The sequence below is a fragment of the Burkholderia ubonensis genome (assembly GCF_001718695.1).
Lineage (GTDB): Bacteria > Pseudomonadota > Gammaproteobacteria > Burkholderiales > Burkholderiaceae > Burkholderia > Burkholderia ubonensis_B.
The window spans coordinates 987085-1005490 of record NZ_CP013421.1; the positions used below are offsets into that span (position 1 = coordinate 987085).

Annotated in this window: 18 protein-coding genes; 14 read left to right on the top strand and 4 right to left on the bottom strand. The window is 68.6% G+C overall.

Annotation, left to right across the window (positions count from 1 at the left end):
- Window positions 1–11: 11 nt before the first annotated feature.
- The 7 genes from WJ35_RS19130 (at window position 12) to WJ35_RS19160 (ending at window position 7491) form a co-directional block, all read left to right on the top strand.
- Window positions 12–872 (top strand): branched-chain amino acid ABC transporter permease, encoded by an 861-nt coding sequence (locus WJ35_RS19130; protein WP_011880637.1) that lies wholly within the window; start codon window positions 12–14, stop codon window positions 870–872.
- Window positions 869–1912 carry a branched-chain amino acid ABC transporter permease gene (locus WJ35_RS19135; protein WP_011880636.1) on the top strand — a complete coding sequence of 348 codons (1044 nt, stop codon included), beginning with the start codon at window positions 869–871 and terminating at the stop codon, window positions 1910–1912. The genes WJ35_RS19130 and WJ35_RS19135 overlap by 4 nt, the downstream gene beginning before the upstream one ends.
- Complete coding sequence (locus WJ35_RS19140; RefSeq protein WP_011880635.1) at window positions 1909–2676, top strand: ABC transporter ATP-binding protein; 768 nt, start codon at window positions 1909–1911, stop codon at window positions 2674–2676. Before WJ35_RS19135 ends, WJ35_RS19140 begins: the two co-directional genes overlap by 4 nt.
- The gene (locus tag WJ35_RS19145; RefSeq protein WP_011880634.1) at window positions 2673–3374 is read left to right on the top strand and encodes an ABC transporter ATP-binding protein; all 702 of its coding nucleotides are present in this window, start codon (window positions 2673–2675) and stop codon (window positions 3372–3374) included. The genes WJ35_RS19140 and WJ35_RS19145 overlap by 4 nt, the downstream gene beginning before the upstream one ends.
- Window positions 3375–3408: 34 nt before the next feature.
- Window positions 3409–4689 carry a Zn-dependent hydrolase gene (locus WJ35_RS19150; protein ID WP_011880633.1) on the top strand — a complete coding sequence of 427 codons (1281 nt, stop codon included), beginning with the start codon at window positions 3409–3411 and terminating at the stop codon, window positions 4687–4689.
- Window positions 4686–6188, top strand: coding sequence for a M81 family metallopeptidase (locus WJ35_RS19155; RefSeq protein ID WP_059668504.1), 1503 nt, complete (start codon window positions 4686–4688; stop codon window positions 6186–6188). Before WJ35_RS19150 ends, WJ35_RS19155 begins: the two co-directional genes overlap by 4 nt.
- 115 nt (window positions 6189–6303) lie before the next feature.
- On the top strand, window positions 6304–7491 hold the full coding sequence (locus WJ35_RS19160; protein WP_069239702.1) for a YncE family protein: 1188 nt from the start codon (window positions 6304–6306) through the stop codon (window positions 7489–7491).
- A gap of 207 nt (window positions 7492–7698) precedes the next feature.
- Here the strand turns inward: WJ35_RS19160 and WJ35_RS32540 are convergent, their stop codons facing one another.
- Complete coding sequence (locus WJ35_RS32540; RefSeq protein WP_011880630.1) at window positions 7699–7833, bottom strand: hypothetical protein; 135 nt, start codon at window positions 7831–7833, stop codon at window positions 7699–7701.
- Window positions 7834–8169: 336 nt separating this feature from the next.
- Here WJ35_RS32540 and WJ35_RS19165 point away from each other — a divergent pair, with 336 nt between their 5' ends.
- Window positions 8170–8607 carry a hypothetical protein gene (locus WJ35_RS19165; protein WP_059668502.1) on the top strand — a complete coding sequence of 146 codons (438 nt, stop codon included), beginning with the start codon at window positions 8170–8172 and terminating at the stop codon, window positions 8605–8607.
- Between the two features lie 78 nt (window positions 8608–8685).
- The gene (locus tag WJ35_RS19170) at window positions 8686–9498 is read left to right on the top strand and encodes an alpha/beta fold hydrolase (RefSeq protein WP_069239703.1); all 813 of its coding nucleotides are present in this window, start codon (window positions 8686–8688) and stop codon (window positions 9496–9498) included.
- A gap of 89 nt (window positions 9499–9587) precedes the next feature.
- Here the strand turns inward: WJ35_RS19170 and WJ35_RS19175 are convergent, their stop codons facing one another.
- Window positions 9588–10529 (bottom strand): dihydrodipicolinate synthase family protein, encoded by a 942-nt coding sequence (locus tag WJ35_RS19175; RefSeq protein ID WP_059623406.1) that lies wholly within the window; start codon window positions 10527–10529, stop codon window positions 9588–9590.
- Window positions 10530–11054: 525 nt separating this feature from the next.
- Between WJ35_RS19175 and WJ35_RS19180 the strand changes: the two genes are divergently transcribed.
- Window positions 11055–11735 carry a GntR family transcriptional regulator gene (locus WJ35_RS19180; RefSeq protein WP_059668500.1) on the top strand — a complete coding sequence of 227 codons (681 nt, stop codon included), beginning with the start codon at window positions 11055–11057 and terminating at the stop codon, window positions 11733–11735.
- 117 nt (window positions 11736–11852) lie between these two features.
- On the opposite strand, the gene WJ35_RS32285 is transcribed toward WJ35_RS19180, so the two are convergent.
- Window positions 11853–12047: a hypothetical protein gene (locus WJ35_RS32285; protein WP_080484395.1), complete on the bottom strand. Its 195-nt coding sequence runs from the start codon at window positions 12045–12047 to the stop codon at window positions 11853–11855.
- Window positions 12048–12623: 576 nt separating this feature from the next.
- Here WJ35_RS32285 and WJ35_RS19185 point away from each other — a divergent pair.
- From WJ35_RS19185 to WJ35_RS19200, 4 genes are all read left to right on the top strand, one after another.
- The gene (locus tag WJ35_RS19185; RefSeq protein WP_011880623.1) at window positions 12624–13610 is read left to right on the top strand and encodes a TRAP transporter substrate-binding protein; all 987 of its coding nucleotides are present in this window, start codon (window positions 12624–12626) and stop codon (window positions 13608–13610) included.
- A complete protein-coding gene (locus WJ35_RS19190) occupies window positions 13607–14176 on the top strand; it encodes a TRAP transporter small permease (RefSeq protein WP_059668499.1) in 570 nt (189 codons plus the stop codon). Before WJ35_RS19185 ends, WJ35_RS19190 begins: the two co-directional genes overlap by 4 nt.
- Before the next feature lie 4 nt (window positions 14177–14180).
- Window positions 14181–15533 carry a TRAP transporter large permease gene (locus tag WJ35_RS19195; protein ID WP_011880621.1) on the top strand — a complete coding sequence of 451 codons (1353 nt, stop codon included), beginning with the start codon at window positions 14181–14183 and terminating at the stop codon, window positions 15531–15533.
- A 450-nt stretch (window positions 15534–15983) separates the two neighbouring features.
- Entirely contained in the window at window positions 15984–16808 is an 825-nt protein-coding gene (locus WJ35_RS19200; protein ID WP_059668498.1) for an alpha/beta fold hydrolase, read from the top strand.
- An 87-nt stretch (window positions 16809–16895) separates the two neighbouring features.
- Here WJ35_RS19200 and proP read toward each other — a convergent pair whose 3' ends face one another.
- On the bottom strand, window positions 16896–18365 hold the full coding sequence (proP, locus tag WJ35_RS19205; protein WP_059668497.1) for a glycine betaine/L-proline transporter ProP: 1470 nt from the start codon (window positions 18363–18365) through the stop codon (window positions 16896–16898).
- Between the last annotated feature and the right edge of the window lie 41 nt (window positions 18366–18406).

Genomic DNA, 18406 nt, shown 5'->3' on the forward strand with positions numbered 1-18406 from the left:
ATACGGAAGCCATGAACGTCTATCTGCTGCAGATCGTCAACGGCATCGGCGTAGGCATGCTGTACTTCCTGCTCGCGGTCGGCCTGTCGATCGTGTTCGGCCTGCTGCGCTTCGTGAATTTCGCGCACGGGGCGTTTTATCTGCTCGGTGCGTACCTGTGTTATCAGGCGCTGCAATGGTCGGCGAATTTCTGGGTCGCGCTCGCGGTCGTGCCGCTCGTCGTCGGCGCGTTCGCATGGATCGTCGAAAAGCTCGTGCTGCGTCACGTGTATGCACAGCAACACGAATTCCACATCCTCGCGACGGTCGGCCTGGCGCTCGTGCTGCAGGAGTGCGCGATCCTCGCGTGGGGCCCGCTTGGCGACAACGTACCGCCGCCCGACGCGCTCAGCGGCGTCGTGATCTGGGGCGGGTTCGTCTATCCGAAATACCGGCTGTTCGTGATCGGCTTCACGGCAGTGCTGGCCGCGCTGCTGTGGTGGGTTCTCGACGGCACGCGGCTCGGCAGCACGGTGCGCGCGGGCAGCGAGTCGTCGGAAATGGTGTCGCTGCTCGGCATCAACGTGACGCGCGTGTTCAGCCTCGTGTTCGCGCTCGGCGCGGCGACGGCCGCACTCGCGGGCGTCCTGGCCGCGCCGATCCGCGGCGTCGATCCGTTCATGGGGATCGAGGCGCTCGGCGTCGCGTTCGTCGTGGTCGTTGTCGGCGGGATGGGAAATTTTCTCGGCGCGCTGGTGGGCGGGCTGCTCGTCGGCATCGTACAGAGCCTGATGAGCACGCTGTGGCCCGAAGGCGCGCGCCTGATGATCTATGTCGCGATGGCGGCCGTGCTGCTGCTGCGTCCGAACGGTTTGCTCGGGAGGGCTGCATGATCGAATCGTCGAAATCGCTGCCGTCGGATGCGGCGGCGTCGCGGCGTGTGCCGCCGTGGCGCGCCGCGCTGCAGCGACCGGAAGGCTGGCTCGCGGTGGCGGTGGCCGGCGCGCTGCCGCTCGCGCTCGACTCGGGCTCGCTCGCGACCGAGGTGCTGGTGTTCGCGCTCGCCGCGCTCGGCTGCAATCTGTTGCTGGGCTACACGGGGCTGCTGTCGTTCGGCCAGGGCATCTTCTTCGGGCTCGGCAGCTACGCGGCGGGCGTGGTGCTGACGCACGGCGTCGAGTCGGTGACTGCGGCGCTGGTTGCGGCCGCCGCGCTCGGCGCCGCCGCGGCCGCATTGGTCGGCTGGTTCTCGATCCGGCAGCGCGGCACCTACTTCGTGATGCTGACGCTCGCGTTCGGGCAGCTGTTCTACTTCGTCGCCTATACGACGCCCGATGTGACGGGCGGCGACAACGGGCTGCTCGACATTCCGCGCCCCGCGTTGTCGGTATTCGGCCATCCGCTCGTGCCGCTCGATTCGCCGTGGCGCTATTACGGTTTCGTCGCCGTCGTGTTCGTCGCGGTGTTCTGGCTGCTGTTGCGCGTGTCGCGCTCGGTGTTCGGCCGCACGCTGCTCGCGATCCGCGACAACGAGGCGCGCGCCGCGGCGGCCGGCTATGACGTGCGGCGCTTCAAGCTCGTGGCGTTCGTGATCTCGGGCGCGGTCACCGGCCTCGCCGGCGCGCTGCATGCATTGATGACGGGCATCGCGCCGCTGTCGAACATCGACTATCACACGAGCGAGATGATCCTCGTGATGACGGTGATCGGCGGCACCGGCAACCTGTTCGCGTCGGTGCTCGGGGCGGCCGCTTACGTGCTGTTCGCCGACTGGCTGTCGACGCTATGGCCGCGCTGGCTGCTGTTGCTCGGGCTCGTGCTGATCGCCGTGAGCCTGTTCATGCAGCGCGGCTTGTGGGGAGTCGGCGAACGCGTCGCGGCATCGCTGCGGCGCGCCCGGCGTACCGAGGCCGCGGCCGGGGAGCAGCGATGAGCGAAGCGATTCTGGAAGCGCGCGGCGTCGTCAAGCGCTACGGCAAGTTCACGGCGCTGGGCGGCGTCGATCTGCGGATCATGCCGCGCACCATTCATTCGGTGATCGGCCCGAACGGCGCAGGCAAGACCACGCTGTTCCATACGCTGACCGGCACCGTGCCGATCACCGCCGGCTCGATCCTGTTCGACGGTCACGACGTGTCGCGCGAGCCCGATCACAAGCGTGTGCGGCGCGGTATCGCGCGTTCGTTCCAGGTGACGAGCCTGTTTGCGAACCTCAGCGTGCGCGAGAACCTTCGCGTCGCCGCGCAAGGCGTCGAGTCGCGGCGCGCGTTGAATCCGTGGGCGCCGCCCCTTGGCGCGCGGGCACATCAGGGTGTCGTCGACGACGTGCTCGATCGGCTCGGCCTGCAGCGGTTCGCCGACACGGCGGCCGGCGTGCTGTCGCACGGCCAGCAGCGCCGGCTCGAAGTCGGGATGGCGCTCGCGGCGCGGCCGCGCGCGATCTTCCTCGACGAGCCGACGTCCGGCATGGGTATCGACGACCTCGACGACATGAAAACGCTGATCCGCCGCCTGCGCGACGATTACACGGTCGTGCTGATCGAACACAACATGGGAATCGTGATGGACATCTCGGACACGATCACGGTGATGCAGCAGGGGCGCGTGCTGGTCGAAGGCACGCCCGAGGCGATTCGCGGGGACGCGCGCGTGCGCAGCGCGTATCTCGGCAACATGATCACTGGAGGCCGCGCATGATCCTTGACGTGAAGGCGGTGCACGCGTGCTACGGCAAGAGCCACGTACTGCAGGGCGTTTCGCTCAACGTGCGGGACGGCGAAACGGTGACGCTGCTCGGCCGTAACGGCGCGGGCAAATCGACCACGCTCAAGACGATCGCGGGGGTCGTCGTGCCGAGCGGCGGCACGGTGACGTTCGCGGGCCGGGTGATGTCCGGTCAGCCCGCGCACCGGATTGCCGCACGCGGCGTGTGTTTCGTGCCGGAGCATCGCGGGATTTTCCGGCTGCTGTCGGTCGAGGAAAACCTGCGGCTCGGCGCACGTCGCGATTCGCCGTGGCAGCTCGACGACATCTATCGCATCTTCCCGCGGCTGAAGGAGCGCCGCCGCAACGGCGGTGCGCAGCTGTCGGGCGGCGAGCAGCAAATGCTTGCGATCGGCCGCGCGCTGATGAATCACCCGCGGCTGCTGATGCTCGACGAACCGGTCGAAGGGCTCGCGCCGGTGATCGTCGAGGAGATCGTCGCGCAGCTCAAGCTGATCAAGGCGGCCGGCGTGTCGATCCTGCTCGTCGAACAGAACCTCGAAGTGTGCACGCAGCTTGCCGACCGTCACTTCGTGATCGAACAGGGCGTGATTGTCTACGAAGGCAGCAACGCGGCGTTCACCGCCGATCACGACGTGAAGGATCGTTACCTGGGCGTCGGCGTCGCATAAGCGCCGTGCCCGTTCATTGCGAGGAATTCCACCGATGCAAGTTCAGGATTCGACACCGGGCGTTGCCGCGCTCGGGCTGCGCGTCGACGGCGCGCGGCTATGGGACAGCCTGATGCGGCTCGCGCAAATCGGCGCGACCGCCAACGGCGGCGTGTGCCGCCTCGCGCTCACCGAGCGCGATCGAGACGCGCGCAACCTGTTCGTCGGATGGGCGAAGGAGATCGGCTGCACGGTCCGCATCGATGCGATCGGCAACATCTTTGCGCGCCGCGCGGGTGCGTGCGACGACCTGCCGCCCGTGATGACGGGCAGCCATATCGACACGCAGCCGACCGGCGGCAAGTTCGACGGCAACTACGGCGTGCTCGCGGGCCTCGAAGTGCTGCGCACGCTCGACGACGCGGGCGTGCGCACGCGCGCGCCGCTCGAGGTCGCGGTGTGGACCAACGAGGAAGGCTCGCGCTTCGTGCCGGTGATGATGGGGTCCGGCGTGTTCGCGCGTGCGTTCACGCTCGAGCATGCACTCGCGCAACGCGATCGCGACGGCGTCGCCGTGCGCGATGCGCTCGCAGCGACCGGCTATGCGGGGGACGTGCGCGATGCGCATCCGGTCGGCGCGTACTTCGAAGCGCATATCGAACAGGGGCCGGTGCTCGAGGCGCATGCGACGACGATCGGCGTGGTGGAGGGCGCGCTCGGGCAGCGCTGGTACGACGTCACCGTGCACGGGATGGAGGCGCACGCCGGCCCGACGCCGATGGCGCTGCGGCGCGACGCGCTGCTGGTGGCGGCCGATCTCGTGCGCGCGGTGAACGGCATCGCGCTCGCCCACCCGCCGCACGGGCGCGGCACGGTCGGCTGGATCGACGTGCATCCGAATTCGCGCAACGTGATTCCGGGCCGCGTGACGTTGACGGTCGATCTGCGCGCGGCCGACGATGCGACGCTCGCGGCGATGGACGCGGCTCTGCGCGCGGCGTGTGCCGATCTCGCGGCGACGGCCGGCATGCCGATCGACGTCGAGCAGGTCGTGTACTTCGCGCCTCAGCCGTTCGACGCGGCGCTCGTCGAACAGGTGCGCGCGGGCGCGAATGCGCTGGGCCTGTCGTCGATGAACGTGATCAGCGGGGCCGGCCACGATGCCGTGTATCTCGCGCGTGTCGCGCCCGCCGCGATGATCTTCGTGCCGTGCAAGGACGGGATCAGCCACAACGAAATCGAGGACGCGGCGCCTGCCGATCTCGAGGCCGGCTGCAACGTGCTGCTCCATGCGATGCTCGCCGCAGCCGGCCTCGCGGAGGGGTACGCGCGATGAAAATCCTGATCGCCCGGATGAACCACGAGACGAATACGTTCTCGCCGGTGCCGACGCCGCTCGCCGCGTTCGGCCGCAACGGCCCCGACTGGGGCGACGACGCGTATCGCGCGAACCGCGGGATGCGCACGGCGATGGCCGCGTTCATCGACGCGGCCGAGCGCGCCGGCGCGCAGATCGTCACGCCGGTGTCGGCGGCGGCGAACCCGAGCGGGCCGGTCGCGGCCGACGCTTATGCGGCGATCTGCGACGCGATCGTCGCCGCGGCGCCCGGTTGCGACGCGGTGATGCTCGATCTGCACGGCGCGATGGTCGCCGAGCAGAGCGCGGACGGCGAAGGCGACCTGCTCGCGCGCGTGCGCGCCGTGCTGCCCGCCGCGCCGATCGCGGTCGCGCTCGACCTGCACGCGAACGTCACGCAGAAGATGATCGACCACGCGGACGTGATCGTCAGTTTCAAGACCTATCCGCACGTCGACATGTACGAAACCGGCGAGCACGCGGCGCGTTTGCTGCTCGATCGACTGCATGGCCGTGCGCGGCCGGTGCTCGCGTGGCGGCAGCCGCCGCTGCTGACGTCGACGCTGCGCAGCGCGAGCGCCGAAGGCGCGATGCGGCGCGCGCTCGAAGCCGCGCGCGCGGCCGAGGCGGACGGGATGCTCGCGGTGTCGGTGCTGGCGGGCTTCTCGCTCGCGGACATCCCCGCGCCGTGCGTGAGCGTCGTCGTGGTCGGCGACGGCGATCGCGCGGCGGCCGACGCGGTGGCCGAACGCATTGCGCGGCAGATCTGGGACGCGCGCGACGCGTTCGTGTATCGCAGCGCGCCGCTCGCCGAATCGGTCGCGCAGGCCGCGGCGCTCGCGCGCGGCGCAGACCGGCCGGTGCTGATGCTCGATCACGGCGACAACTGCATGTCGGGCGGCCCGTGCGACACGATGGACCTGCTGGAGGCCGCGCTCGCGCAAGGGCTCGACGGGATCGTCAGCGGGCCGCTGTGCGACCCCGACGCGGTCGCCGCGCTGATCGATGCGGGCGTCGGCGCGACCGTCACGCTGCCGATCGGCAACCGGATGCCGTCGCATGGCGGCGCGCGGCGCACGCCGTTTCGCGCGACCGGCGTCGTGCGCGCGATCACCGACGGCGAATACGTGATCACCGGGCCGACCTATACGGGCCAGCGCGCCTACATGGGCCGCGCCGCCGTGCTCGATATCGGCGTCGCGACGCTGGTGGTGACCGAGCGCACGCACGAGCCGTGGGATCTCGGCGTGTTCGAGAGCGTCGGCATCGATCCGCGCCGGGCACGCTTTCTGCTGCTGAAGTCGCGCATGTATTGCCGGCCGGTGTTCGTGCCGATCGCGGCCGCGCTCGTCGAATGCGACAGCCGCGGCCTGACCGGGTCGGACTACGCGCTGTTCCGCTACGAGCGGCTCGCGCGGCCCGTGTATCCGCTCGATGCCGTCGACCGGTGGGACGGCGCGGGGCCGCGCAGCGCGTGAGCAACCGGCGTGCACGGCGGCGCGCGCCTTCATGCATCATGCGATTGCACCGGCCCCTCGAGCAGCTGGGTCGCGCGCATCCTTGCGTCCGCAACCGACCGGAGAACCGAACGCCATGCATTCGAAACGCTTCCCCCTTCGTCGCGCCCGCCTGCTCGCCGCGCTGACGCTCGCCACGACCGCCGTCGCCGCGCATGCGGCCGACTGGATCGTGTCGGCCAACGACGGCAAGTATCAGCGGGTCGAGGGCCGCGACACCTATCTGGCGGCGCCGCCGACCGACACGCTGACGCTGCTCGACGCCGGCGCGTTCCCGCCGAAGGTGGCGCTGCAGGTCGATGTCGAGAACGGCATCCAGGGGCCGCCGCAGGCGGTGGCGGTCACGCCCGACGCGAGCGTCGCGCTCGTCGCCGCGCCGACCCGCTACGACCAGGCCGGGAAGCGGCTCGTCTTCGATACGTTCCTGCAGGTCGTGGATCTCAAGGCGTCGCCGCCAGCCGTCACGCGCATCGAGCTCGGCGCGCATCCGCAGGGCATCGCGATCGACCGCTCGGGCCGGCTCGCGTTCGTCACGGACGTCGACGGCGGCGTGTCGGTGCTGCATATCGACGGCGCGCGCGTGACGCTCGACGGCAGCCTGAAGATCGGCAAGAAGCGGCTCGCCGGCGTCAGCTTCACGCACGACGGCGCGCACGCGCTCGTCGCGCTGCGCGACGAGCAGGGCGTCGCGGTGCTGAACGTCGACGACGGCAAGGTCACCGACAGCGGCACGCGCCTGAGCAGCGGCGTTGCGCCGTATACGATCGACGTGTCGAGCGACGGCCGCTGGGCGGTGGTCAGCAACGTCGGGCTCGCCGGCCTGCCGGGCTATGCCGGCAAGCTCGCGGGCGACGCCGATACGATTGCGCTGATCGACGTGTCGCGCACGCCGTTCCGCACGGTCCAGTACCTGAGCGTGCCGTCGCTGCCGGAGGGTGTCGCGATCTCGCCGGACGGCAAGTGGATCGCGGTGCAGACGATGGACGGCTCGAACCTGACGCCCGACAATCCGGGCCGCCGCAAGCGCGGCAAGGTGCTGCTGTTCGCGATCCGCGACGGTCAGGCCGTCAAGGCCGGTGAAGCGGCCGGCGGCGAGGCCGCGCAAGGCGTCGTGTTTACGGCCGACAGCCGTCACGTGATCGTGCAGTTCAACGTCGAGCGGGAGCTGGCGCTGTATGCGGTCAACGGCGGCAAGCTGCGCGACACGGGCGAGCGGATCGCGCTGACGGGCGGCCCGTCGTCGCTGCGGACCTTTCCGCGTTGAACGGGGTAGCGTGCGGCGGGCGATGCGCCCGCCTGCGCGCGCACGCGGGCCGCGCGGCACGGCAGCCGGTTCGAGCGGCGCGCGTTCGACGGGCTGAGACGGGCTGATACGGGCTGGGGCCGGCGCGTCGTCCGGCGATGAAGCTGTCGGTCAGCGCGTCACGCCGGGTCGACGCGCATCTCGGCGCACGCCGACCTCCCGCCGCCGCTACGGACGCAGCAGATCGAATCCGCCGAACACGACCACGCCGCTGAGCGCGATCATCGCAAGCGAATGCTGGCCGAAATACAGGATCGCGGCGGCGAGCCAAGTCGTCAGGCAGAAGGCGCCGATGCGGGCCATCGTGAATTCCTCGTGATACGTGATGAAGGGGGCGTAACCGTCGCCGTGCCGTGGAAGCGCTTGCTGCCGCTCGCGGGGCGCGACGCCGGCCGACGCGGTCGATTGCGCGCGATACGGCGGGCTTCGATACGCGGTTGCGGGCCGGCCGCGGCGAGACGCAATCGAGCGGCGGTCCGGCGGAAGGCAGGACTCGAATTTTACCAGCGTACCCGGCGCGTCTGTCTGGCCCCTTTGCGTCGCGCGGCTAAAGTTTGGTACGACGAATGCCGTTATCCGCTTGCAAGGTATTCGCCTGTTCAATCGACGGCAATCGCCGACCCACTACGGACCGACACAATGCAGATCGAGCCTTCTTCCGCCGCGCAAACCCCGCTTGCGGCTTCCACGCCGACGGCCAATTCGACGGCCGCCGGGACCTCGTCGCCGACGGGCGGCGCGACCGCTGCCGGCGCCGCGCCGGCCAATGGCGGTCAGGCGTCGAGCGCATCGTCGTCGGCGTCGTCGTCGTCTTCGTCGTCCGAGGATCCCGCGGTCAAGCAACTGAAACAGCTGATCGAGCGCCTGCAGAAACAGCTCGCGCAGATTCAGCAACAAATGGCGAGCGTCGCGCAGCGCGCGAAGAACGATCCCGCCGCAGCCACCGAGCAGCAGTCGCTCGGCGCACAAGCGAGCACGATCTCCGCTGCGCTGTCGACGGCGATCGCGCAGCTCGCGCAGGCTATCCAGAAGTCATCCGGATCGACGTCGGGCTCGCTGGTGTCGACGCAGGCCTGAATGCGTCGCGCGCCGCGCCGACGCGCGGCTTCGCGCATTAGAATCGCAAGCTCGTCTCTCCCCAAGGACGGCACCACGATGAGCGCGCACTTCACCGACGACGATCTCGTCCGTTTCGAAGAGCAGGGCGGGCCGCCGCTGCCCGCGGCCGACGCCGAAGGATGGCTCGACCATGACGGCGCGCGCATCTGGCACGCGTCGTTCGGAGATGGGCCGCCCGTCGTGCTGCTGCATGGCGGCCTCGGCCACGCCGGCAACTGGGGCTGCCAGGTGCCGGCCGTGCTGGCGGCCGGCTATCGCGCGGTCCTGATCGACAGCCGCGGCCACGGCCGCAGCACGCGCGACGCGCGCCCCTATTCGTACGAATGCATGGCATCCGACGTGCGCGCAGTACTCGACGCGCTGCGCATCGAGCGCGCGCGCTTCGTCGGCTGGAGCGACGGCGCATGCGTTGCGCTGGTGCTGGCCGCGCGCACGCCGCAGCGGGCGGCGGGCGTCTTCTTCTTCGCGTGCAACATGGATCCGAGCGGGACGAAGGAATTCGTGCCGAGCCCGTTGATCGATCGCTGCTTCGCGCGGCACCGCAAGGACTACGCACGCCTGTCGGCGACGCCGGACGGCTTCGAGCCGTTCGTGGCCGCCGTCAGCGAGATGATGCGCACGCAACCGAATTACGGCGCGTGCGAGCTTGCGGCGATCACGGTGCCGGTCGCGATCGTGCAGGGTGAGCACGACGAGTTCATCCGCGCCGAACATGCGGCATACCTCGTGCGCACGATTCCGGGCGCGACGCTGACGATCCTGCCGGGCGTCAGCCATTTCGCGCCGCTGCAGCGCCCGGCCCGGTTCAATGCGGCGATGCAGGCGTTTCTCGAGCGCACGACCGGCTGACACGGGCGGCGGCGCTTCATCCCGCGCCAATGAAAAAGCCACGGAACGAGCCGTGGCTTGCTTCGATCGCCGAACCAGCGGTGCCCGACTTACGCGATCGTCTTCGACCAGTTCGCGTACCAGTTGCGGAACAGCGTGTACTGCGCTTCAGCGTAGTTGCGTTGCGCGTCGCTCAGCGCATCGGTTTCGTTGAAGTGCAGCGTGTATTCCGTGTCGCCGTTCAGCACCATCAGGTGCTTGTAGAACAGCACGAGGTCGCAGCCTTCGTCGAACGACGACAGCACGGCGAGCGCCGCTTCGAGTTCCTTCGCGCGACCGCGCGCCACGGCGTCGCCCTGCGCGGCCTTCTTGCACAGGTCGACGAGCTGCAGCACTTCGCGCGGCAGCGCATTGCCGATGCCGGTGATCGCGCCGGCCGCACCGCAATTGACGAAGCCGTGGAACACCTGCGTGTCGACGCCGGCCATCAGCGTGACGTTTGCGTCTTGCGACGTGATGTTTTCGGCCGCATAGCGCATGTCTGCGGCGCCGCCGAATTCCTTGAAGCCGATCAGGTTCGGATGCTCGCGGCGCAGTTCGAAGAACAGGTCGGCGCGCGTCGCGAAGCCGTAGTACGGGCTGTTGTAGATCACCGCAGGCAGGTTCGGCGCGGCCTTCAGGATCGCGGAGAAGTGCGCCTTCTGCGCGGCCGGCGATGCGCCGCGCGACAGCACGCGCGGAATCACCATCAGCCCGTGCGCGCCGACCTTCGCCGCGTGAGCGGCGTGCGAGACGGCTTCCTTCGAATTCACCGCGCCCGTGCCGACGATGGTCGGCACGCCGGCTGCGACCAGCCGCGCGACGCCTTCCTGACGTTGCGCTTCGGTGAGCAGCGGCCAGTCGCCCATCGAGCCGCAGTACACTACCGCGCGCATGCCCAGCGCCACCAGCTCCTTGCCCTTCTTCACCAGCGCGTCGAAATCCGGCTGACGCTCGGCGGTACACGGCGTCATCAGGGCCGGAATGGTGCCGGTGAAAATGTTCTCGCTCATCTCGTTTCCTCACATTCAGATAGGTGAACTGCCATTGCTGGCAACCTGGGCGGTACGCGTGCGCGCCGGATCGTGGGGCTTCGCCCGATCCGGACCGTGGCCGGCCGCCTCTCGTTCGCGTCGGTGCCGAAACGGTGCCTCCCGTTTCGCCCGAGAGTCAGCCATCGACGAGTGCATTCTAGTGAGTTCGGATATTTTATACAATATAAAATAAAAAGGGCGTGAGGAAGGGAAGGGGAACGTGCTGGAAATGGGCGGGGGAATGGGCTGGAATGAGCGGGGAAGGGCGCGCGGAGCGTACCGGATCGCCTCCGCGCGAACCTTCACCGCGCGCGCCGGGATGCATGGAGTAAGCGCGCGGCCAGTCGGCATGCGACCGCCGCCAGCTGCATTCGGCGCGATTCGCCGAGCCGATCTGCCGGCCGCGTTGGCCGCCCCGCCGCTCTGCTACTATCGTAGAAAATATGCAATATCCACCGGCGCGTCGGCGCAAGCCTTGCCGCCATCCCTGGTCCGAACCGCAACATGAACGACAAACGCCCCGCCCTCGTCTACGCCACGCGTGCCGAGGCCGCCGCGAACGAACTGCGCCGTCGCATCCTGACCGGCGAGTACGTCGACGGCTACCAGCTTCGCCAGGACGCGCTGGCCACCGAGCTCGGGATCAGCCGCATCCCGCTGCGCGAAGCCCTCGTGCAGCTGGAAAGCGAAGGGCTCGTGAAAATCCTGCCGCACAAGGGCGCGATCGTCTCCGAGCTGTCGCCCGAAGACATCACCGAGCTGTTCGAACTGCGCGCGCTGCTCGAGCCCGTGCTGCTGAAAAAGTCGATTCCGAAGCTCACGGCGGAAGACTTCGCGCGGCTCGACGCGATCCTCGACGAATACAGCGCGGTGCTGCACGCGAGCCAGTCCGGTCGCTGGGGGGAACTGAACACCGAGCTGCATCAACTGCTGCTGTCGCGCGCGGAGCAGCCGAAGACGGCCGCGATCGTCGCATCGCTGCTGCAGCAGACCGATCGCTACACGCGCGTTCAGCTGTCGCTGTCGGAGGCCGCGCGCGACGTGGCCGAGTCCGAGCATGCGGAACTGGTCGCGCTGTGCCGCAAGGGCGATGGGCGCGCTGCGGCGTTGCTGCTGAAGCGCCACATCGAGCACGCGGGCGGCGAACTGAACGCGTTCCTGCGCGAACGACGCCTAGGCCGCTGAAGCAGCCGCAGCCGGTCCGCGCAGCGGGGCCGCGAACGCGGCATGGACGCGCCGCGCTCGTCTCCCACAGCGCTCCCGCAGCGCATCGGCCAGCCTGATGCGTATGGGGGATACCGTCTAGCCGCCGCCGATTCCCTGCAACACCTTGCCGGTGCCGCCGCATACCGTGCATGGCTGGCCTTCCACCATCCCTGTGCCGCGACATACGCCGCATAGATCTTCGCCGACACCGGGCGTATCGGGCGGGCCTTCATCTCCCGGACTCAACGGCGCGTCCTGACGCTGTCCCGCCGACGGTCGACTCGTCAGCATCGCATACCTCCTCGTGTGTTTGCCGTCTCGCCGCGCCGCATCGTGCGTGCCCGCCGTGACGAAGTAGGGCACGGGTGGCCGGCGCGCGCGCCGAGAGCTGCGCCGATACGCCCATCGGCAACGCTTGCGCAGGCATCCGCCCCGGCTCGCGACGCATACGGCGTCGCGGCGTCATTACAACTGGTAGCCGAACGCATTCGGCTGGCGCGGTGCGGACAAGATCGAGCACGTAAAGCCGTCAAGTAGTCAGTCATCAGACAACGAGGAAATAACCAAGACGACTGCCCGGCATCCCGCTCAGCACCGTACCGACTTTCAATACCGCTGCCCGTTCGGAAAACGTTTCGCTAATCCGGTGCCGGGCGTAGAAACGTTTTCCCCCAATCCCCTCAAAATCCCGCGACTACTCCGCTTATACGGGTATGCACCAAGTGAGTTAAACGATTAACCGACGTACATTCGCTTCCACACGTCATACAACGTATGACTTAAGTTAAACGCAGGCCGTGTACCGAAAGCGGGCGGAGGTCGCCCGGCGCGCCGCCGAACAACGAGCAACCAGCAAGGAGACTGACGATGAAGCACCGATTCACCCGCTCCCGTACCGCCGTGGCCGTCGCGCTGATGGCAGGCTTCGCCGTATCCGCGCACGCGCGCGTGTTCCGCTCGGCGGACGTGCATGGCGACAACTTCCCGACCAACATGGCGGTCAAGTACATGGGCGACGAACTGTCGAAGCTCACGGGCGGCAAGGACTCGATCAAGGTGTTCGGCAACAGCGCGCTCGGCTCGGAGAAGGACACGGTCGACCAGGTGCGGATCGGCGCGATCGACATGGCGCGCGTGAACGGCGCCTCGTTCAACGAGATCGTGCCCGAGTCGCTGATCCCGTCGTTCCCGTTCTTGTTCCGCGACGTCGACCATTTCCGCAAGGCGATGTACGGTCCCGCCGGCCAGAAGATCCTCGACGCGTTCGCGGCGAAGGGCATGATCGCGCTGACGTTCTACGAGAGCGGCGCGCGCTCGATCTACGCGAAGCGCCCGGTGCGCTCGCCGGCCGACATGAAGGGCCTGAAGGTGCGCGTGCAACCGTCGGACCTGATGGTCGACGAGATCAAGGCAATGGGCGGCACGCCCACGCCGATGCCGTTCGCCGAGGTGTACACGGGCCTGAAGACGGGCCTCGTCGATGCGGCGGAAAACAATCTGCCGTCGTACGAGGAAACCAAGCACTTCGAAGTCGCGCCCGACTACTCGGAGACGCAGCACGCGATGACGCCCGAAGTGCTGGTGTTCTCGAAGAAGATCTGGGACACGCTGTCGCCGCAGGAGCAGGCCGCGATCAAGAAGGCCGCGGCGGATTCGGTGCCGTACTACCAGAAGCTGTGGACCGCGCGCGAGGCGTCTGCGCAGCAGACGGTGACGAAGGGCGGCGCGAAGATCGTGCCGGCCGCGCAGATCGATCGTGCGGCGTTCGTGAAGGCGATGCAGCCGCTGTGGGCCAAGTATGAAAAGACCCCGCAGATGAAGCAGATCGTCGACGAGATCGAGGCCACCAAGTGACCCGTCGCACTTCACCGAATGGCGCCGCGGCCGTCGGCGCGCCCGACGCGCGCGGCGGCGCGGCGCCGTGCCGCGCGCGCGCGACGCCGCTGCTGCACTGCGCGAACGACCTGCTGTTCCGCGCGCTCGCGGTGATCGCGTCGCTGTGTCTCGCGGCGCTCACGGTGCTGGTGTTCTACGCGGTCGTGATGCGCTACGTGTTCGAGAACGCGCCCGATTTCGTCGAGCCGATCGCGTTGCTGCTGGTGATCGTCATCGCGATGTTCGGCGCGGCGATGAAGGTGCGCGACGGCGGCCACATCGGCCTCGATTCGCTCGTGCAGCGCCTGCCGCCGAAGGGGCGCACCGTCGTGATCGCGATCCAGCATCTGTGCCTGATCGCGTTCGCGATCGCGATCATCGCCGGCTGCGGCAGCATGGCGGCCGAGACGATGGGCGACCGCATTCCGATCATCGGGTTGCCCGAAGGCGTGCGCTATCTGATCACGATTCCCGCAGCGATCACCATCATCCTTTTCTCGCTCGAGCACCTGCTCGCGCTCCGTCGTTCTTCGTCGGGACATTAACGCCATGGAACTCGCGATCCTGTCCGTCAGTTTTCTGATTTTCCTCGTGCTTGGCGTGCCCGTGTCGTTCGCGCTCGGCATCGCATGCGTGCTGACCTACCTCGTCGAAGGGCTGCCGATCGCCACCGCGATGCAGTCGATGATCTCGGGGATGAACGCGTTCTCGTTCCTCGCGGTGCCGTTCTTCATCTTTTCCGGCGAACTGATGCTGCACGGCGGCATCGCCGACCGGATCCTGCGCTTCGCGCAGGCGACCGTCGGCCATTTTCGCGGCGGCCTCGGGATGGCCAACGTCGTCGCCTGTACGCTGTTCGGCGGCGTGTCGGGCTCGCCGACCGCCGACACGTCGGCGATGGGCGGCGTGGTGATCCCGTTGATGAAGCGCGAGGGCTACAGCGCGGCGTACGCGGTCAACGTGACGACCCACGCGTCGCTCGCCGGCGCGCTGATGCCGACGTCGACCAACATGATCATCTACGCGTTCGCCGCGCAGGGCATCACCGGGATGCTGCACGGCCAGCAGGTGAGCGGCGTGTCGATCGGCGACCTGCTGTTTTCCGGGCTGCTGCCGGTGCTGTGGGTGATGGGCTTCGTGCTCGCCGCCGCGTACTGGCAGGCCGTGCGTCACGGCTATCCGCGCCGCGAGGACGGCTCGTCCGCGCTGCCCGCGTTCCCCGGCTGGTATGCGGTGCTGCGCAGCTTCGTCGGCGCGGTGCCCGGCCTGATGGTGATCGCGATCATCCTCGTGTGCGTCGCGAAGGGGATCGCCACCGCGACCGAAGCGGCGGCCATCGCGGTCGTGTACTCGCTCGTGCTGACCGCGCTCGTCTATCGCACGCTGACCGTCGAGAAGCTGCGGCGCGCGCTGTCGCATGCGGCGCGCACGACGGGCGTCGTGCTGCTGCTGATCGCCGTGTCGAACATGCTGCGCTTCCAGATGTCGTATCTGGAGATCCCGGATGCGATCGAAGGGCTGCTCAAGCAGTCGACCGCCGCGCCGTGGCTGATGCTGCTGTACATCAACGTCATCCAGGTATTCCTCGGCACCTTCGTCGACATGGCCGCACACATCCTGATCACGACTCCGCTGTTCCTGCCGATCGCGATGGCCTGCGGCGTCGGGCCCGTGCAGTTCGGCATCATGCTGCTGCTGAACTGCTCGCTCGGCCTCGTGCATCCGCCGATCGGCTCGGTGCAGTTCGTCGGCTGCGCGATCGGCAACGTGTCGATCGGCGAGACGACCAAGATGGCGTGGCCGTATTACCTCGCGATCTTCAGCGCGATCAACATCGTCACGTACATGCCGTTCTTCTCCACCTGGCTGCCGAGCCTGATCAGCGGGCACGCGGTGTTCTGAGTACCGGCATCGGCCCGCGTGGCGCCGGACGATCGACATCGTCCGGCGCCGCGATCACGTTAACGGATTCTTCCTTCGTGGCCGGTTTGCGGCGTGCGCGTGCCTCGCGTTGTGCATGCAAGTGACCGACGCCGGACCACGCTGCAGCATGCGTCGTTCGCCGAACAGGCCGGTGCGAACACGCGCCTGGTCTGCGTGCCCGGGTCGATGCGAGCCGCGTGATCGTTCGGACTGCGCGCCGGGCCGAACGCGGCCCGACGCCGGCATTCCCGACCCTTGGATCCAGCGCCGCATGCGAGCGCGCCACCGCCGCCGCGACGCGCCACACACGTCGCCTGCAGCGCCCGCCGAGCTGTGCGATCATGCGCGGCGCCGCGTTGCTGGCAACGCGCCAGTGAATCAGCGCGCGCTTGCGCGCCGCTGCCCATCGTCGTCATACCCGGAGGCCCGATGCTCACCCGCACCATCCACGGCAGCACGCTGCATTACCACGATCACGGCACCGGCTTCCCGGTGCTGCTCGGACACAGCTATCTGTGGGACGCGGCGATGTGGGCGCCGCAGATCGACGCGCTGTCGCGCCGGTATCGCGTGATCGTGCCCGACCTGTGGGGGCATGGCGCATCGGGTCCGCTGCCGGCCGGCACGCAGACGCTCGACGATCTCGCCGCGCATGCGAGCGCGTTGCTCGACGCGCTCGAGATCGAGCAATGCGCGGTGGTCGGCCTGAGCGTCGGCGGGATGTGGGGCGCGCGGCTCGCGTTGCGCGAACCGCAGCGCGTGCGCTCGCTCGTATTGATGGACGCGTCGCTCGAAGCCGAGCCCGACGCGACGCGGCTGCGCTACTTCGGGATGCTCGATGCGATCGCCGCCGCCGGCAAGATTGCGCCACCGCTGCTCGATGCGATCGTGCCGCTGTTCTTCCGCCCGGACGCGAATCTGTCGGACCCGGTGGCGAGCGCATTTCGCGCCGCACTCGCCGGCCTGCCTGCCGACCGGCTGCGCGAGTCGATCGTCCCGCTCGGCCGGCTGATTTTCGGGCGTCCGGACACGCTGGCCGCACTCGCCGACCTCGATGCCGCGCGCACGCTGCTGATGTGCGGCGCCGGCGACATGGCGCGGCCGCCGTCGGAGACGGAGAAGATGGCAGGCGTGATCGGCTGCCGCCACGTGCTGGTGCCGGACGCCGGCCACATCTCGAACCTCGAGAATCCCGCCTTCGTCACGCGCACGCTGCTCGACTGGTTCGACGAGCAGAAGCTCGCCGCGGCTTGAGCGGCACGCGGCGTTGCGTGACGCCGCTGCGGCTGGCACTGCGCGACGGATGTGCCGCGCATCAGGCACATCACGTGCGTCACATGATCAAGCGCGTTCGCCGATCGGCGTGAGCTTGCGTTCGCGCCCGCGGATCTCGCCCGCGCCGCGGCGGATCAGCTCCTGCGCTTCGGCGCGGCTGCCCACGCACGGCGTGGAGCCCGGCAGCGGCCGCCGCGCGCTCTCGCGTAGCGCGAGCACCGACACGATGCCAATGAACGACGCGCCCATCAGGTAGTACGCCGGCATCATCAGGTCGCCGGTGCGATCGACGAGCCATGCGGTGACGAGCGGCGTCGTGCCGCCGAACAGCGACACCGACAGGTTGAACCCGATCGCGAGCGCGCCGTAGCGGATCCGCGTCGGGAACAGCGCGGGCAGCGCCGACGGCATCACGCCGGTGAAGGTCGACAGCAGCGTGCCGTAGATCAGCATCCCGCCGAACACCTGCAGCATGCCGCCGGTGCGGATCAGCATCAGCGCCGGCACGGACAGCACGAGCAGGCCGACGCAGCCGAACATCATCACCGGCTTGCGGCCGATGCGGTCGGACAGATGCCCGGCATAGAGCGTCATCGGCATCATCAGCAGCATCACGATCAGCACCATGAACAGCCCGTGCGTCTCGTTGAAGTGCAGCGTGGCCGACAGATAGTTCGGCAGGTACGACAGCGCCATGTAGTCGGTCACGTTGAAGATCAGCACGAGGCCGACGCACTGGAGCAGCGGCCGCCACTGTTCGACGAGCAGCGTGCCGAACGACTGCTTCGGGCGCGCGCGTTCGTCTGCTTCGCGCGCCAGCGCTTCCTTCTTGAACGCGGGCGTTTCCTCGAGCTTGATCCGGATGTACAGACCGACGAGGCCGAGCGGCCCCGCGATGAAGAACGGCACGCGCCAGCCCCACGACAGCAGCGCGTCGTGCGACAGCGTCGCCGTCAGCAGCGCGACGGTGGCCGCGCCGAGCGTATAGCCGATCAGCGTGCCGAACTCGAGGAAGCTGCCCATGAAGCCGCGGCGCTTGTCGGTCGAGAACTCGGCGATGAAGGTGGCGGCGCCGCCGTATTCGCCGCCGGTCGAGAAGCCCTGCACGAGGCGGGCGACGAGCAGGAGCACGGGCGCCATGATGCCGATCGACGCGTAGCTGGGGATCAGGCCGATCGCGAAAGTGCCGACGGCCATCATGATCATGGTGGCGGCGAGCACGCGCTGGCGGCCGATGCGGTCGCCGAGCGGGCCGAACACCATGCCGCCGAGCGGGCGCACGACGAACGCGGCCGCGAACGTGCCGAAGGTGGCGAGCAGCTGCGCGGACGGGCTGCTCGACGGGAAGAACACCTTGCCGAGCGTGACGGCGATGTAGCTGTAGACGCCGAAGTCGAACCATTCCATCGCATTGCCGAACGCCATCGCGCCGACCGCGCGCTTCAGGACGGCGCGGTCCACGATCGTGATGTCGTCGAGCTTGAGGGCCTGGCGCGAAGACCGGGTTTTCGCGGAGTGCGCGTGCGGTGAACTCAATGAACGCTCCTGGAAGGGGCCTTCGCAGCGGGCCGGCGGCA

Coding starts and splice junctions, on each gene's coding strand:
- WJ35_RS19170 (WP_069239703.1), top strand. CDS start 8,686: ATGAGCGCGCACTTCACCGACGACGATCTCGTCCGTTTCGAAGAGCAG.
- WJ35_RS19195 (WP_011880621.1), top strand. CDS start 14,181: ATGGAACTCGCGATCCTGTCCGTCAGTTTTCTGATTTTCCTCGTGCTT.
- WJ35_RS19165 (WP_059668502.1), top strand. CDS start 8,170: ATGCAGATCGAGCCTTCTTCCGCCGCGCAAACCCCGCTTGCGGCTTCC.
- WJ35_RS19185 (WP_011880623.1), top strand. CDS start 12,624: ATGAAGCACCGATTCACCCGCTCCCGTACCGCCGTGGCCGTCGCGCTG.
- WJ35_RS19155 (WP_059668504.1), top strand. CDS start 4,686: ATGAAAATCCTGATCGCCCGGATGAACCACGAGACGAATACGTTCTCG.
- WJ35_RS19145 (WP_011880634.1), top strand. CDS start 2,673: ATGATCCTTGACGTGAAGGCGGTGCACGCGTGCTACGGCAAGAGCCAC.
- WJ35_RS19150 (WP_011880633.1), top strand. CDS start 3,409: ATGCAAGTTCAGGATTCGACACCGGGCGTTGCCGCGCTCGGGCTGCGC.
- WJ35_RS19135 (WP_011880636.1), top strand. CDS start 869: ATGATCGAATCGTCGAAATCGCTGCCGTCGGATGCGGCGGCGTCGCGG.
- WJ35_RS19130 (WP_011880637.1), top strand. CDS start 12: ATGAACGTCTATCTGCTGCAGATCGTCAACGGCATCGGCGTAGGCATG.
- WJ35_RS19175 (WP_059623406.1), bottom strand. CDS start 10,529: ATGAGCGAGAACATTTTCACCGGCACCATTCCGGCCCTGATGACGCCG.
- WJ35_RS19200 (WP_059668498.1), top strand. CDS start 15,984: ATGCTCACCCGCACCATCCACGGCAGCACGCTGCATTACCACGATCAC.
- WJ35_RS19180 (WP_059668500.1), top strand. CDS start 11,055: ATGAACGACAAACGCCCCGCCCTCGTCTACGCCACGCGTGCCGAGGCC.
- WJ35_RS32285 (WP_080484395.1), bottom strand. CDS start 12,047: ATGCTGACGAGTCGACCGTCGGCGGGACAGCGTCAGGACGCGCCGTTG.
- WJ35_RS19140 (WP_011880635.1), top strand. CDS start 1,909: ATGAGCGAAGCGATTCTGGAAGCGCGCGGCGTCGTCAAGCGCTACGGC.
- WJ35_RS32540 (WP_011880630.1), bottom strand. CDS start 7,833: ATGGCCCGCATCGGCGCCTTCTGCCTGACGACTTGGCTCGCCGCCGCG.
- WJ35_RS19160 (WP_069239702.1), top strand. CDS start 6,304: ATGCATTCGAAACGCTTCCCCCTTCGTCGCGCCCGCCTGCTCGCCGCG.